The organism is Leptospiraceae bacterium, from assembly GCA_015075105.1.
Classification (GTDB): domain Bacteria; phylum Spirochaetota; class Leptospiria; order Leptospirales; family Leptospiraceae; genus JABWCC01.
Genome location: JABTUZ010000001.1, coordinates 1763373 through 1777072, shown reverse-complemented (window position 1 = coordinate 1777072; position 13700 = coordinate 1763373). Strand labels below are relative to the sequence as shown.

The 13700-nt window shown below is 35.8% G+C and carries 11 protein-coding genes and 1 pseudogene; 9 read left to right on the top strand and 3 right to left on the bottom strand.

Going from position 1 to position 13700, the window contains the following annotated elements; translation table 11 throughout:
* The 5 genes from atpC (at position 1) to HS129_08750 (ending at position 5902) form a co-directional block, all read left to right on the top strand.
* A complete protein-coding gene (gene atpC, locus HS129_08770; GenBank protein ID MBE7412135.1) occupies positions 1-384 on the top strand; it encodes an ATP synthase F1 subunit epsilon in 384 nt (127 codons plus the stop codon).
* Positions 385-445: 61 nt separating this feature from the next.
* Positions 446-760: an SLBB domain-containing protein gene (locus HS129_08765; GenBank protein MBE7412134.1), complete on the top strand. Its 315-nt coding sequence runs from the start codon at positions 446-448 to the stop codon at positions 758-760.
* Positions 761-2383: a hypothetical protein gene (locus HS129_08760; GenBank protein MBE7412133.1), complete on the top strand. Its 1623-nt coding sequence runs from the start codon at positions 761-763 to the stop codon at positions 2381-2383.
* A 5-nt stretch (positions 2384-2388) separates the two neighbouring features.
* On the top strand, positions 2389-4485 hold the full coding sequence (locus HS129_08755; GenBank protein ID MBE7412132.1) for a diguanylate cyclase: 2097 nt from the start codon (positions 2389-2391) through the stop codon (positions 4483-4485).
* A 7-nt stretch (positions 4486-4492) separates the two neighbouring features.
* On the top strand, positions 4493-5902 hold the full coding sequence (locus HS129_08750) for an MBOAT family protein (GenBank protein ID MBE7412131.1): 1410 nt from the start codon (positions 4493-4495) through the stop codon (positions 5900-5902).
* Positions 5903-6422: 520 nt separating this feature from the next.
* On the opposite strand, the gene HS129_08745 is transcribed toward HS129_08750, so the two are convergent.
* The 3 genes from HS129_08745 to HS129_08735 all read right to left on the bottom strand — a co-directional run bounded on the left by HS129_08745 (position 6423) and on the right by HS129_08735 (position 8524).
* Positions 6423-6791, bottom strand: a complete 369-nt coding sequence (locus HS129_08745; protein ID MBE7412130.1) for an FG-GAP repeat protein — start codon at positions 6789-6791, stop codon at positions 6423-6425.
* Positions 6792-6920: 129 nt separating this feature from the next.
* A complete protein-coding gene (locus HS129_08740; GenBank protein MBE7412129.1) occupies positions 6921-7667 on the bottom strand; it encodes an FG-GAP repeat protein in 747 nt (248 codons plus the stop codon).
* Positions 7668-8287: 620 nt separating this feature from the next.
* Positions 8288-8524 (bottom strand): hypothetical protein, encoded by a 237-nt coding sequence (locus HS129_08735; GenBank protein MBE7412128.1) that lies wholly within the window; start codon positions 8522-8524, stop codon positions 8288-8290.
* A 1011-nt stretch (positions 8525-9535) separates the two neighbouring features.
* On the opposite strand from HS129_08735, the gene HS129_08730 reads away from it, so the two are divergent.
* From HS129_08730 to fliH, 4 genes and pseudogenes are all read left to right on the top strand, one after another.
* Positions 9536-9964: a DUF1564 family protein gene (locus HS129_08730; protein ID MBE7412127.1), complete on the top strand. Its 429-nt coding sequence runs from the start codon at positions 9536-9538 to the stop codon at positions 9962-9964.
* A gap of 112 nt (positions 9965-10076) precedes the next feature.
* On the top strand, positions 10077-11777 hold the full coding sequence (gene fliF / locus HS129_08725) for a flagellar M-ring protein FliF (protein ID MBE7412126.1): 1701 nt from the start codon (positions 10077-10079) through the stop codon (positions 11775-11777).
* A complete protein-coding gene (locus HS129_08720) occupies positions 11774-12748 on the top strand; it encodes an endoflagellar motor switch protein (GenBank protein MBE7412125.1) in 975 nt (324 codons plus the stop codon). Before fliF ends, HS129_08720 begins: the two co-directional genes overlap by 4 nt.
* Positions 12749-13663: pseudogene (gene fliH, locus HS129_08715) on the top strand (flagellar assembly protein FliH).
* The last annotated feature ends 37 nt before the right edge of the window (positions 13664-13700 follow it).

The window sequence follows — 13700 nt, the reverse complement described above, 5'->3', positions numbered from 1 at the left end:
ATGGGCGTAGATAAAATTTCTCTAACAGTTATTTCACCGGAAAAGATTCTATATACCGGGGAAGCAAATTCATTGAAAATTCCCGGAATTGACGGGTATTTTGGGGTACTCCCAAATCATGCGTCCATGATTTCTGAATTGGATATTGGAATTATGGAAGTAAATTCTTCCGATCAAAAGATTCAAATGGTGATTGAAGGTGGATTTGTAGAGGTAAAAACAAATCTAGTGAGTGTTTTGACAGGTGGTGGTGACTTGAGAGAAAGAATAGACTTACATAAAGCAAAATCCGATCTGGAAAAATGGGAAAAAGCCCCAATGAGCCCAGAAAGGTCTCTTGCTTTGAAAAAAGCCAAGACAAGAATCGCAATTCACGAAAATTAACCTCAAGTTTTCTGCATTCCTTATTAAATAATCCTTTTTTTTCTGCTTTCCTTTTCCGAAAATGATAGAGAGGGTTAGCTATATTTTATCCGGAAAAATAAGTTACTATCGAATTGCAATTGTTATAGCAATTGTGGGTATCGGTTTTTACTTGAAGGATAAAAGAGATTGGATAAAGAAAATTTATCCACCCAAAAAGATTCATGTCAGGATATCCGGGCAGGTTCAAAACCCGGGTGTATATGAGTTGGAGGAAGGAGCTAAGTATTCGGATTTGATTCAAAAATCCGGAGGGCTAAAAAATTATAATGAAGAAATTCAAGATATAGAATTAATTGATGGGCAGATTGTAAACATCGGAAAACAGGAAAAGTAAATGGCGGATAAAAAACAAGAAAAACTGAAAAATAGTTTTACCGATGCTGAAAATTTACAAACAGAGGAATCTGAAGATTTGGATTTAGACTTGTCTTTGGATGATTTTCCTGATATAGAAAATAATGGAGAAAATAAAGAAATTTCCTACGATGATATAGATCAAATGTTAAGCGATGATTCAGGAAATAAAAACGACGATAGTGGATTGGAGCCGCCTTCATTAGATGATTTAACCACTATTCCCGAGAATTCGGATTTTGGTGATGAATTATCTAATTTAGTTGCAAGTTCGGTTGATGATTCTATTGATAGTGAAGATTTTGAAGATTCGTATAATACTATAGACGAAGACAGAGATAGTTTTGAATTTGGGTCTAATTTAGAAGATGAAAATCTGGATTTGGATTTATCGGATAGCAATGACGATTTTTCAAATACATCTGCATTTGACGAAGACTTTGATCTCGACCTCGATGAAGCGATCCCTCTTGTAGATGATGAATTGAACCAAATTCTTGAATCCGATGATATTTCTTTAGATAAAGAAAAAGAAATTCCTTCTAAAAAAACTACAGATTCTTTCAAAACAAATTCTTCTATATTAAATAGCGAAGACGATGACGAGCCGATTGCACTTTCTCCGGATGAGCTTGCACATATAACTGAAGACGAGTCTTTAACAAAAGAAGAGAGCGAAGATATTTTTGGAGAGTCTGACGAAGATGGAGAAGTTGATCTATCTGATGATGAGTTAGGGCGTGTGTTGGAATCGGATGAGCCGATACTCTCATCTTCTTTTGAGGATGAGGGCGATGACGAGCCGATTGCACTCTCTCCGGATGAGCTTGCACACATTACAGAAGATGAATCTGTAACAAAAGAAGAAAGCGAAGATATCTTTGATACAGATAGTTTTGGAGAGCCTGACGAAGATGGAGAAATTGCACTATCTGATGATGAATTAGATCATATTTTAGAATCGGATGAGCCAATCCTTCAGTCACCACCAGATTCTGGAAGTGATTTAGGCAAAGACGAATACGCAGAAATTGAAGACGATTCTATTACGATGCCTCTTGATGAATTAGGACATATCTTAGAGACAGATTCAACAGAAAGTGATTTAGACAATTCAGTTAATTTGAGTGAAGACATTGCACTTTCTGATAATGAGTTAAGCAATATCTTAGAATCAGATTCTTCTATTGACAGAGAAAATAAAATAGAACCTTTGGGCGAACCGGAGTTAAACGAAATCATTGGAGATATTTCAGCAGAGGATACGTTAGAAGCCAAAAGTAAAATTGTAGATGAAGCCGAACATAGTGAGGCAGATTCCTTAGTGATTGATTTAGATGAATATGCGGAAGAAGGTAATTTATCCCCACTTGAAGAACTTCATGGGTATTCGGCAGATAAAGAAATTGAAAATATTCAAAGAGAAAAAGAAAGTGTCGGACTTCAAGATAAGTCAGAAAATCTTTCCAGAGAAGAAATGCAGAAGATGCTGTCTTACTTGGATAATCTTCTTGGTAACCTTCCTGAAAATGTAATAGCAGAATTTTCAAAGTCTGATTATTTCTCTTTATATAAGAAGATAATGAATGATCTGGGCTTGTAAAATTTATGGGTTTATTAGAGAAAGCCAAAACTGGTAGTCAAGTTAAGTCTCAACTTTCAGAAGATAAAAAAAAAAATTCACTATTACAAAAAGCAGAAAATATCTCAAAGGCAAGTCAAAAAGAAACAAGTGTAAATAAGGGGTTATTTAAAAGGGCACAAGAGTTAGAAGAAAAAAATCAATCTACTCAAAAAGGTTTTGAAATTAACGAAATTCATGAACCACTAAATTTAGAAGATGAACTGCCTCAGCCCGAATTAGAAACTTCTGAAGACGATTTTGGAATAGATGAGGTTTCTGCAAACTTTAAAGGTTTTTCTCCATCCCTTGACGAAAAACAATCAGATGAAAACGAGAATTTGGGTTTTTCTCTAAATGAGGATGATTCAACGGAGTCTGATTTGATACAATCAGAAGAAAAGGAAGAGCAAGTTACTCAAGAGGAAAAATTAGAAGAAAAAGAGAAAGAAAATCTGGGTAGTATTCCACCGGATGATTTGTTCAAGGATTGGGAAAAGGATGCAGAGTATGAGGCAAAAAAAACTCCATTTCGTCCAATCTCAGAAGACCCTATTGATGAAAAAAAAGATTTTTTGTTTGATGATGATTCTGACTTTACCACAGTACCTTCAGAAACACATATCGCATCAAAAAAGAAGATCGAAAATTATCTCGCTTTATTTGAATTAATCAAAGAAATATCGTTGGTTGAAAGCTATGATGATTTTTTTGAAGGGCTATCGTATTCTCTCACTGGGCAAATTGGTTGTGACTCTATAGCTATATTTTCATCAAAGCATGCTGAGTTTGAAACTCTGTATCTTGTTGATTCTCACGGGATTGAAGTAAATCCAGATTGGAAAATACATAGAGATGATGAATTGTATTCAATATTTTGTAATGAAATAAGTGTTCGATATTTTTTTGATATTGTTGCAAAAATTCCAACCAGAGAAAAAGATTTTTTAAATGAATTGAGTTCTGAAATAATTATGCCAATCCATTGCCACGAAAAACTCTATGGTTTGATTTTTGTAGGAAAAAATATTGCAGGCGAAGACTATACGGTTGATGATTTAGAGTATATAAAAATTGCAGGAGAACTGGCAGGTTCTTTTTTTGAAAAAATTCAAGAAACAGAAAAGAAGAATGCTCAGATTTCGAATCTGAATGAAGTGATTAAAGCAAATGAAATCATAATATCTGTTTCAAGAAAATTATCAGAGGTTCGTAACATTGACGGTGCGATGGATGAGTTGTTTGATACTTTCTCGAAAGAGTTGGGCGTTATGCGATATACTATTTTTATTTTTGATCGAGAAGGGGAGCGAGGATATATTCCATTTAGTTCCAATGTAATCTCTCCGGAAAGTATTCAAAAATTGCATATAGAGAGAGATTCAGAAATTGTAGGGATTGTCTCGAATATTCCGGGTGTTTACAATATTGAGAACTTTAGAGAAATTCGAGATTTAAAAAGACAAATTTCAAACGATGACCTTGGGTTTATAAAAGAGTTTATCGTTGTACCTCTGATAAATTTGAATTGGCTTGTAGGATTTATAGTTGTACACGAGACTTCATTTCCTTGGACAAATACGAATAGGGAAATTGCAGTAGGAATCTCGGAAGTTAGTGCCCCTGTAATTGCGAATGTAATGATGTTAAAAGAGAAAGAATCTGTATTTCGAGACCCATTCAATCCTATCGAAAAAAGATTAGAAGAAGAAATTCGAAAAAGTGAAAAACTTTCTGTATCGTTCTGTTTGGTAGTTCTGAAAATTCAAGATTCTTCCAGAATAATTAATCTTCTTGGTCAAGAATTCTTTGTGAATTTCGCAGATTTTTTAAGAAATAAAATTTATGAAAATATTTCGGAAAGCGATTTTCTTGTTAAAATCGGCAGAGGAAAGTTTGCGGTAATTTTGCAAGGAAAAGATACCGAAGAAGCAAACATAGTAATCAAAAAAATAAAATTAAAAATCTCCGAATACGAAAAATCTCCAAAAAACTTTACTCTCTCTGTGAATACTCATTCAATTGCATACCCTAAAGATTCAAAAGAAAAAACTGATTTTCTAAATATTTTAGAAGAGTCTTGAAAAAGGGATGCTTTTCAATTCAGTTCATTTTCTTATATTTTTTATAATTTTATATGTAGCTTATATTTCCGCAAAGTGTAGAATTCAAAATATCTTGCTTCTTGTTGGCGGATGGATTTTTTATTCCTTCTGGGATGTTAAGATGAGTTTTCTTCTTTTATTTTCTATTATATTCAATTTCTATCTTGGAAAGAAAATTTCTATCTCGAATGTCAAAAAACATTTTTTAGTATTTGGGATTGTAGTGAATTTACTTATTTTAATAATCTTTAAATACACTCTATTTTTGAGCCATGTATTTAACGATGTATTCTTAGCAATCGGGCAAGCTAAGCCAATTCCAATTCTAAGTATAGTTTTGCCAGTTGGAATTTCATTCTACACATTTCATAATATAAGTTATATTGTTGATGTATATAAAAATAGAATACTCCCTACCAACAGCATTATTACTTTTAGCATCTACGATTTATTTTTTCCTCTTCTGTTAGCTGGGCCAATTGAACGAGCAGAAAATTTAATTCCACAAATTGAAGAAGAAAGAAAATTAAATTTTTATAATTTTTATTCAGGGGGAATACTTTTCGTTTGGGGAATTTTTAAAAAAGTGTTTGTTGCAGACAACCTTTCAGGATTTGTAAATGCAAGCCTTGATCCTAACAACCAAATTCCAGAGGGAATGATTTATTATTCTGCATTTTGTTTTGCCTTTCAAGTGTATGCAGATTTTAGTGGATATACTGATGCAGCAAGGGGACTCGCAAAGATGATGGGATTTCGCCTATCGCATAATTTTTTAATTCCATTTATATCTTCTAACCCATCTGAATTTTGGAAGAGATGGCATATTTCTTTATCGACGTGGTTGAGGGATTATTTGTATATTCCATTGGGTGGAAATCGAATCGGTTTATTTAGACAAAATATCAATTTGATTATAGTTTGGGTAATTGGTGGACTTTGGCATGGGGCAACCTATGGGTATCTAATATGGGGTTTTTATTGTGGTATTCAAATTGTATTGTACAATCTGCTTTTTCGGTACGCTTCAACTTATTTTAAAAGTATTCCTAATTTTGTTCAGAAATTTACTAAATACGTGGGAGTCTTTCTGACCTTTTGGCTTTTTGCTCTTGGGCTGTTATTATTTAGAGTAGAAAATTTATTTCACTTGGAGAGAATTTTAACAAATCTTAGTGGAATTTATTTTAGCCTTTCTTTATTTTTGAAGATTATTTTTTTTATTTCTCCGATTATCGTAGTGCAATCTTTCCAATTGTATAAAAAAGAAATGGAGATTTTAAATTTTAAATCCCTTCATCCATTGGTTCTAATTAGCCTAATTATTTTGTTTTCAGTGCAATTTAGTTTGTTTGGTGTTTTTGAACATAGAGAATTTTTCTATTTTCAATTTTGATTTTTTTTCAATTAGATTTCCTTTTTAGATAGTGGTTTTGATCTTTAGTAGAGTTTTTAGTATTTCGCGTTTAGTGCAGTTTTTGCACTTTTCGTGCAAAAATGTGGGATCTCCACTCTTTTCAGTAAAGTGTATGTTTTATACCAATTGTTCACCTTTTCTGCACAAATGTGGGAACTCCACTTTTTTGGGGGATTTCAAGAGATTACGCATTTAGTGCAGATTTAGGACTTTTTCTGTAAAATTATAGCTCTATGTCGCAATAGGCAAAGGGCAGGTGATAGGAGGAATAAAGTTTTAATTCAAGTAAAAAAAACTATAAATTGAAAAACCTCACTAAAAAAGAGGTGTTCCCACTTGAGTGTAGCAAATCTTCAGGCAAGTACACTGATTACGAAGTGGTTATGAATTTAAGAAACCTTAATATTATTGAAGGCAGTCCTCCTAAAAGTTGCCATTCACCAGCTTCTTCACTTACAATATACTTATATTATCACAAATATTTTTCTCTATTCCGACCTTAAAATACAGAAAAGCCGAAATAATCATTTGTAGATGTTCCGATTATTGTGCTGTTTGCTGATGTGGCGGCCGTAGTGGTTACCCCTGAACTTCCAGTTGAGTGAAAAATATAGGCTACTCCTTGACCTACTATGCCAGCATTACGGGCATAAGCTCCCACTGTCACATCAGCGTAGCCATCACCATTTACATCTCCCATGGAAACAGAGTAGCTAAAAGTATCACTTGAGGATGTGCCGGCTATAATAGTGCTTGCCGATGCGGCCGCGGTGATGGTTACACCAGAACTTCCAGCCGAATGAAAAACATAAACAACTCCTTGGGCAGCTCCTGCTCCTGCATTTCGCCCATACGCACCAATGACCACATCAGCATAGCCATCACCGTTTACATCCCCCGTGGTAACGGAAAAACAGAAGTTATCAGATGCGGTCGTGCCAGAAATGATAGTGGTTGCCGAAGCGGCGGTTGTAATGGATACCCCAGAGCTTCCAGTTTAATGAAAAATATAGCCACGTCCTTGATTTGACCCAGCACTAAAGCCTCTTGCACCCACGATCACATCGGCGTAGCCGTCCCCGTTCACATCACCCGTGGCAACAGAACCACCAAAAGCATCACTTGCAGATGTCCCCGCGATGATAGTGGTTGCCGATGCGGCAGCAGTGATGGTTACCCCAGAACTTCCAGCTGAGTGAAATATATAGGCAACTCCCTGGCTTACCCCGGCACCAGCATTACGTGTGTAAGCACCCACGATCATATCGGCATAGCCATCGCCGTTTATATCTCCCGCTGCAACCGAATAGCCAAATTGATCGCTTGCAGCCGTGCCAGAAATAATTGTGCTTGCCGAACCGGCAGCTGTGATTGTCACACCGGAACTTCCAGCCGAATGAAATATATAGGCAACTCCGGCAGTACCATTACGATTTCTTGCACCAACAATAACATCGGCGTAGCCATCCCCGTTCATATCACCCGTGGCAACGGAATTGCCAAATTGATCACTTGCAGCCGAACCAACAATAGTTGTGGTTGCCGATGCGGCAGCAGTGATGGTTACCCCAGAACTTCCAGCTGAGTGAAATATATAAACTGCCCCTGCTGCAGAATTACGATTATAAGCCCCCGTTACCAGATCCGCGTACCCATCACCATTGATGTCCTTGTTTGTGCCCTTTCTCACAGTAATTGCCGTGGTTTCACAGGTTCCGCTGGAAAGAGTCGCTTTGATTTTCAAAGTATGTGAGCTATTTTGCTTCCAGGTAGAACTGCCGCTCGGCAGTTTGTAACTCTAGCTTGAGGTTCCGGTTGCTGATGCGTAGGTTCCGCTATCGATACTCACTTCGATCTTGGTAGTGCCTGATTCGGCAGTACCGATCATGAACCCAGTTTCCACAATGCGTTTGTCTTTGATATTCGTAATGTTTGCCTGGGCTGAAGTGCAGGTGGTTGTTCCACCGCCCCCACTGCCGGACAACAGTAAAATCCAAAAGGGAGGTATATCTTTTTTTTTCTTAGAAATGAGATTACAGGAGGAGAAGTTAAAAAGAAGTGCGGAAATCGTAAAAAAAATAATTAGTGTTGTAAAATTAACACGTTGAATTAAGCCCTTTTGTCTGTCTGTCTGTTTGTTTGTTTGAAAAAGATCATATCATCTCCTTTTTGCTTGTTGAATAATAAAGTTTTTCCCAACTGGATCAAAATTTGATACCGGCAGTATGCGTACTTTTTTTCAAAAGCAATTTTGTTATAAGACTTCGTTTACCAATTTTTGAAAGTTCATTATTAATTGTCAAGATTTTATAAAAAAGTAGGAAATAATTTCATTAAAATTTTTAATAAGTTAATTTTTAACCGCTATTTCAAAAAATCTTCCAATCGAAAATAAATTTCAGAAATTTCTTTAGAAGTAAAAATCCCATCTTTTGAATTTTTTGTAAATGAGTATTTCTCATTGGCTGGATCGGAATGGTATTTGAAAGTTGTATTTTGTAAGTTTACGATTATGTATTCGGGTGCAACAATTTTTAAATAGATTGAAGACTTGGCTCTGTTGATTTGTAGTGACAAGTTTGCAAGTGAACTTTTCTTCATAGATTCAGCCTTACTCTTAAGTATTTTCAGCCGATTTTACCAGACCTAATCTCGTTTTAAATTTTTAGCTTAACTTCGGTTTCAATTTGAAATAAAATAAAATAAAATACTGATCATCTATATGGAAAGTTAAAGTAATAATTATCGAAATAGATTCTTATAAAATCCAAACCTTGAACTTAAATTGGAACAAAATAAGTCAGAAAATCTGGGGTGGACTATTGGTTGAACAACCGGACTTATCATCGCTCAGACTGGAATCTTAGCAACAGCCATTAAATTTTTCAAATAGCAATATCGAGCCTTGAGTTTTTTTTAACGAATTAGGCAAAAAAATTCGTTGCTTACCGAGGTGTTAAGCGGATATAAAATTTGTGTTATCAGTAAGCACAATCGAATCTTATAGAGCAAATATAAAATAAAACTTCAATTCCTACAAATTCAGTAGTAGTGAAAAATGCAGTTATCCGGAGGACTGCATTTTAAACGGGAACTCCAATTCGGAGGACTGATGACTGAGGTCTGAAGACTGGAATAGTGGAGTTGGAAATCTTTCTCTAATAGGTTTATCTTTTACGATAGAGGTTTTGATTTTTAGTATAGTTTATAGTATTTCGCGTTTAGTGCAGATTTTACACTTTTCGTGCGAAAATGTGGGATCTCCAATTCAGAGGACTGATGCCTCAAGTCTGAGGTCGGAAATCGTAGAGGTAGAATCTTTGCAAATAGGTTCATCTTATAGGATGAGGTTTTGAGCTTTAGTAGAGTTTTTGAAATTTCGCATTTAGTACAGATTTTTCACTTTGTATGCAAAAATGTGGGAACTCCACTTTTTGGGGGGATTAAAAAAAGATTTCGCGTTTAGTGCAGATTTGGGACTTTTCTATAAGCTAAAAATTTTCCAAAATTGCAAAATTTTTTCTAAAGCTAGCTTTTTATATAAAGGAGAGTAGAAAAATTTACTTAAGGAGAAATTATGAATCCTAAAAATATGTAGAAACACAATCGAGCTTGCTTGTTCCAGCAAAATATATGGACGAGTTCAATAGAAGAACAACGGGTTTTTCGAGACGAAAATATTTGCACGCATTGCTGAACAGATACAGAAACGTGATTCTTTGGGGGACTTTTGAGAAGATGGATAGAGTGAAAAAGGCTTACCAAGAAGTCGGACAGAATTTGCAGAAGAAGAATTTTACCCCGAATAACGAGGACTGGATTGAGCTTGGCATTCTTGCAGATTGGCTTGGTACCACAAAGACCGCTCTTTTTACACTTTTATTGGTGCTTGACCTTGCCGAATGGGACATAATTCTCCCCACCAGATTCTTCGAGAATGGAGTTCCCACCCCGGTAACCACGATTGCGGGGGGAGCTTACCTCTCCAAGAGAAAAACTACCCGATATAATAGACTAAAACGACATAAACCCGACGAATAGAAGAAAACAACCCCGACGAAAAAAAACAAAAAAAATCGGAAAAATCAAAAAAAAGTTTGTACTATTTAGCCGTAAATAATATTATGTCACATAATTTCGATCTGAGGAAAATATGCCTGAACAGCTACAACGAATTTTAGAACAAATTAAAACTCTACTGAATAAAATTGATAGTACGAAAAAGATCATACTTGGAACAGTATTTGGCGTGATAATTGTTGCGGTGATTATATTGTCCAGTATATCTCTTCAAAAGAATTCCGTGATATTATTTAAAGACCTCCCAGCCAAAGATTTCTCTGAGATAACGAAGAAATTGGATGCTATGGGGTTTAAGTATTCAGCGAGCGATACTTCAATCATTAGTGTTGAATCCGACAAGAGGCAAGAAATTATAACAAGACTCGCTCAGGAAAATTTAATTCCTGCAGGTGTTCAAGGATGGGAATTGTTTGATATAGAAAAATTCACTGAAACCCAGTTTGACAAAGACATAAAAAAATACCGAGCCTTAAAAGGTGCAATAGAGAAATCTTTAATGACTTTGCGGTCAATAGAGAAGGCAGATGTAAATATTGCCTTTCCAGATGCGGAGCTATTTGAAAATAATCAGTCTCCAGTCAAAGCCTCAGTGATACTCCATTTTATTCCGGGGGTAGACTCTCTGTCCAAAAAGGAAGTTAAGGGAATTGTAAATCTTGTAGCGAGAGCTGTTCCGAAATTAAAGTTAGAGAATGTAAGTGTTGCTGATGCCGATGGAAAGATCATCAGTGATTTTGAAGAAGACTTAGAAAAAGAAAAACTTGAATTGAGGATTGTTCAAGAAAAACTCAGGATAGAAGAAGAGCAGAGAGTAAAAAGATTAATAGATATTAGAAATACTTTAAGGTGGAGTCTTGGCGGTGAGGATCGAGTGGATATTACAAGGTTTGAGTATGTATTGAATTGGGACAAAGAAACATTTAAAGACAATTCAGTCTCCCCTGTAGTAGCCATACCGGATGATCCAAATACACCATACTCTGAGTTAAAATTAGTGGATGGCTATTCATTAAAAGTATCGTCTAAAGAAACTTCTGAAAAATTTGCAGGCAAGGGATTTACACCAGATGGGCCCGCAGGAACTGAGCCCAACCTGCCTCCAGGGTATAAAGATACAGATTACCAGAAAGCAGAATATACAAAAAATGAAAACATTAACAATTATGAATTCAACAGAAGAGTTCGTGATGTTCAAAAGCAACCTTGGAAGATCGAGAAAGTTTCTTTGTCTGTTGTAATAGACGGGGTTTGGACTAAAAAAGAAAAAGCAGACGGGACTGGATTTGATCGAACCTACCATCCTGTTACTGATGATGAACTGAGATTAATAAAGAAAAATTTAGAAGCAGCAGTCACTTTAGATAAAGCTCGTGGAGATCAGATTAGCGTAATTACAATCCCAAGAGATAGAACTTTACAGTTTGCTCAAGAAGATGCAGAATTTGCAAAGCAAAGAGCCATGAGAAATATGATTGTGGCATCACTTATCATTTTGATTGTCCTTGTATTGGTTGTGCTACTATACAGAACTATTAAAAAAGAAATGGCTCGAAGAAGAAGATTACGTGAAGAAGAACTTGCAGCTCAACAACAGATGATGAGAGAGGCAGCTCTTCGAGTAATGGAGGAAGGGGGGGCTGAGGTAGAGCTATCTTTAGATGAAAAACTCCGTAGAGAACTTCTCGAAAATGCGATTAACTTGTCTAAGGAAAAGCCTGAAGATGTTGCACAGTTAATTAGAACATGGCTAAGTGAAGAGGAAGGCAGTTGAAAACAATTTCTTCCAGAGTAAAAAATAAATCAGCGATACTACTTGGGATGCTTGGGGATTCACTTCCCCAAGAAGTGTATTCTTATTTAAAACCTGAGGAAATAGAAAAACTTCTCGGAGAGTTGGATTCTGCGGGTGCAGTTTCCAAAGAAGACGAGAACAAGGTTCTAAAGTTATTTGGAAAGCATTTTCAAAATCCAATTTCTACACCAAAGAAAGAGAATACAGATTTTGCGAGAGAGATATTAGCAGAGATTGAGAAGATTGTAAAAGATGCTAAAAAGGAAGAATCTGTAGTTGAATATTTAAAAAGGACGAAGAAGAAAGAACTTTCTAAGTTAGTGCTTGGTGAGTCTGCGAAAATTGTTGCCCTGATTATGTCATATACAGATCCCGAAGAGTCTTCTCTGCTTTTTGAAGAGTTTTCGGATAGTTTTAGAGAAGAGGTGTTAGAAGAGATACAAGCATTAGATTTTTATTCAGATAAAAATGCAGATGAGTTAGAGAGGTTTGTTAAATTTAAAAAAGCATTGATTGAGAGAGAGCTATCTCCTACCGTAAAAAATCGAAATGGCCGAAAGGTAGCTGACATTTTAACAAAGGTTAGTCCAAATATTTCGGGTGATCTAATCTCTAAAATTAGGGAAAAAAATCCCGAGTTTGCCGAAAATATAACAGAGCACTATTTTGATATGAATGATCTTTTGAAAATCGGGAGAAATTCTTTGACTAAATTTCTAGAAAAATTTCATCCTATTGTAATTGCCTCTGCCTTGAAAGGTGTTGAGACTTCTTTAAAAGAAGAAATTTTTTCTTTAATTGATAACTGGTTGAGAAAAAGCGTAAAATGTGAGATGGATTCAATGGGACCTATTTCTCTCGCTGAAATTGAAGAAGCTCAAAAAGGTATTCTGGGTGCACTACGATTGTCGGTGGATTCCGGTTATATCAAAATATGGAAGATAAAATAGATGAGTAAACTTGTATTCAAACCTGTTCAGATTGCTGATATCCAAGATCAAGTAGAGCTTATAATCCCCGATAAATACAAAAAATTTCACAGAGATGAAGAAGCAGAAGAGTTCGAGGTCGATCAAGAAGGAAATGTAATCGAACAGTACCAGGGACCTTCCATCGAAGAAATTGAAGCCGAGCTTGATAGGTATAGACAGGAAACGGAAGAACAGGTTCGACAGTTATTAGAAGATGCAAGAAAAAAAGCCGAAGCAATAGAAGAAGAAGGAAAGACTCGTGCTTTCCAGATGATACAGGATTCAAAAGAAAAGGTAAAATTAGAAGAAGACTCCGGAAAAGCAAAAGCCGATCAAATCATGGATCGCGCTAAATTAGAAGTAGAGAGAATGATCAAAGAAGCCGAGATGAAAGTTGCCGAGGTAGAGCACGAAGCCTATCAGAAAGGGTATGATGGCAGTAGGAGCATTTCAAAAAAAGGGCAAGGAAGTTAGGCTTATCGACAGATTAGTACGATAGTCTGAAAAGCAATAGATATTCGTGAAGATATAATTAAAGCATCCGAAAAGCAAATGGTGGAAATGATACTTATCATCGCAAGAAAGGTTATTAAAGATGAAATCATAGAAAGGAAAGAAATTGTACTTAACAATATTCGAGAAGCGCTTAAGAGAATCAAAGACAGAGATAGAGTTGATATTCGTGTGAATTTTGCTGACCTTGAACTTACTGCGGCTCATAAGGACGAGCTTATAAAAATGATGGAATCATTGAGAAAGGTAAATATTTCCGAAGACTCAAGAGTGGATCGAGGTGGAGTCATTATCGAAACCGACGTTGGTGCAATTGATGCACGTATCAGTACACAATTAAAAGAAATCGAAGAAGCAATCAGAAACGCTGAGCCAATTTAAAATTAGACGTTATGCGACATACTTCTTTTATAAAACT

Coding starts and splice junctions, on each gene's coding strand:
- atpC (MBE7412135.1), top strand. CDS start 1: ATGGGCGTAGATAAAATTTCTCTAACAGTTATTTCACCGGAAAAGATT.
- HS129_08765 (MBE7412134.1), top strand. CDS start 446: ATGATAGAGAGGGTTAGCTATATTTTATCCGGAAAAATAAGTTACTAT.
- HS129_08760 (MBE7412133.1), top strand. CDS start 761: ATGGCGGATAAAAAACAAGAAAAACTGAAAAATAGTTTTACCGATGCT.
- HS129_08755 (MBE7412132.1), top strand. CDS start 2,389: ATGGGTTTATTAGAGAAAGCCAAAACTGGTAGTCAAGTTAAGTCTCAA.
- HS129_08750 (MBE7412131.1), top strand. CDS start 4,493: ATGCTTTTCAATTCAGTTCATTTTCTTATATTTTTTATAATTTTATAT.
- HS129_08735 (MBE7412128.1), bottom strand. CDS start 8,524: ATGAAGAAAAGTTCACTTGCAAACTTGTCACTACAAATCAACAGAGCC.
- fliF (MBE7412126.1), top strand. CDS start 10,077: ATGCCTGAACAGCTACAACGAATTTTAGAACAAATTAAAACTCTACTG.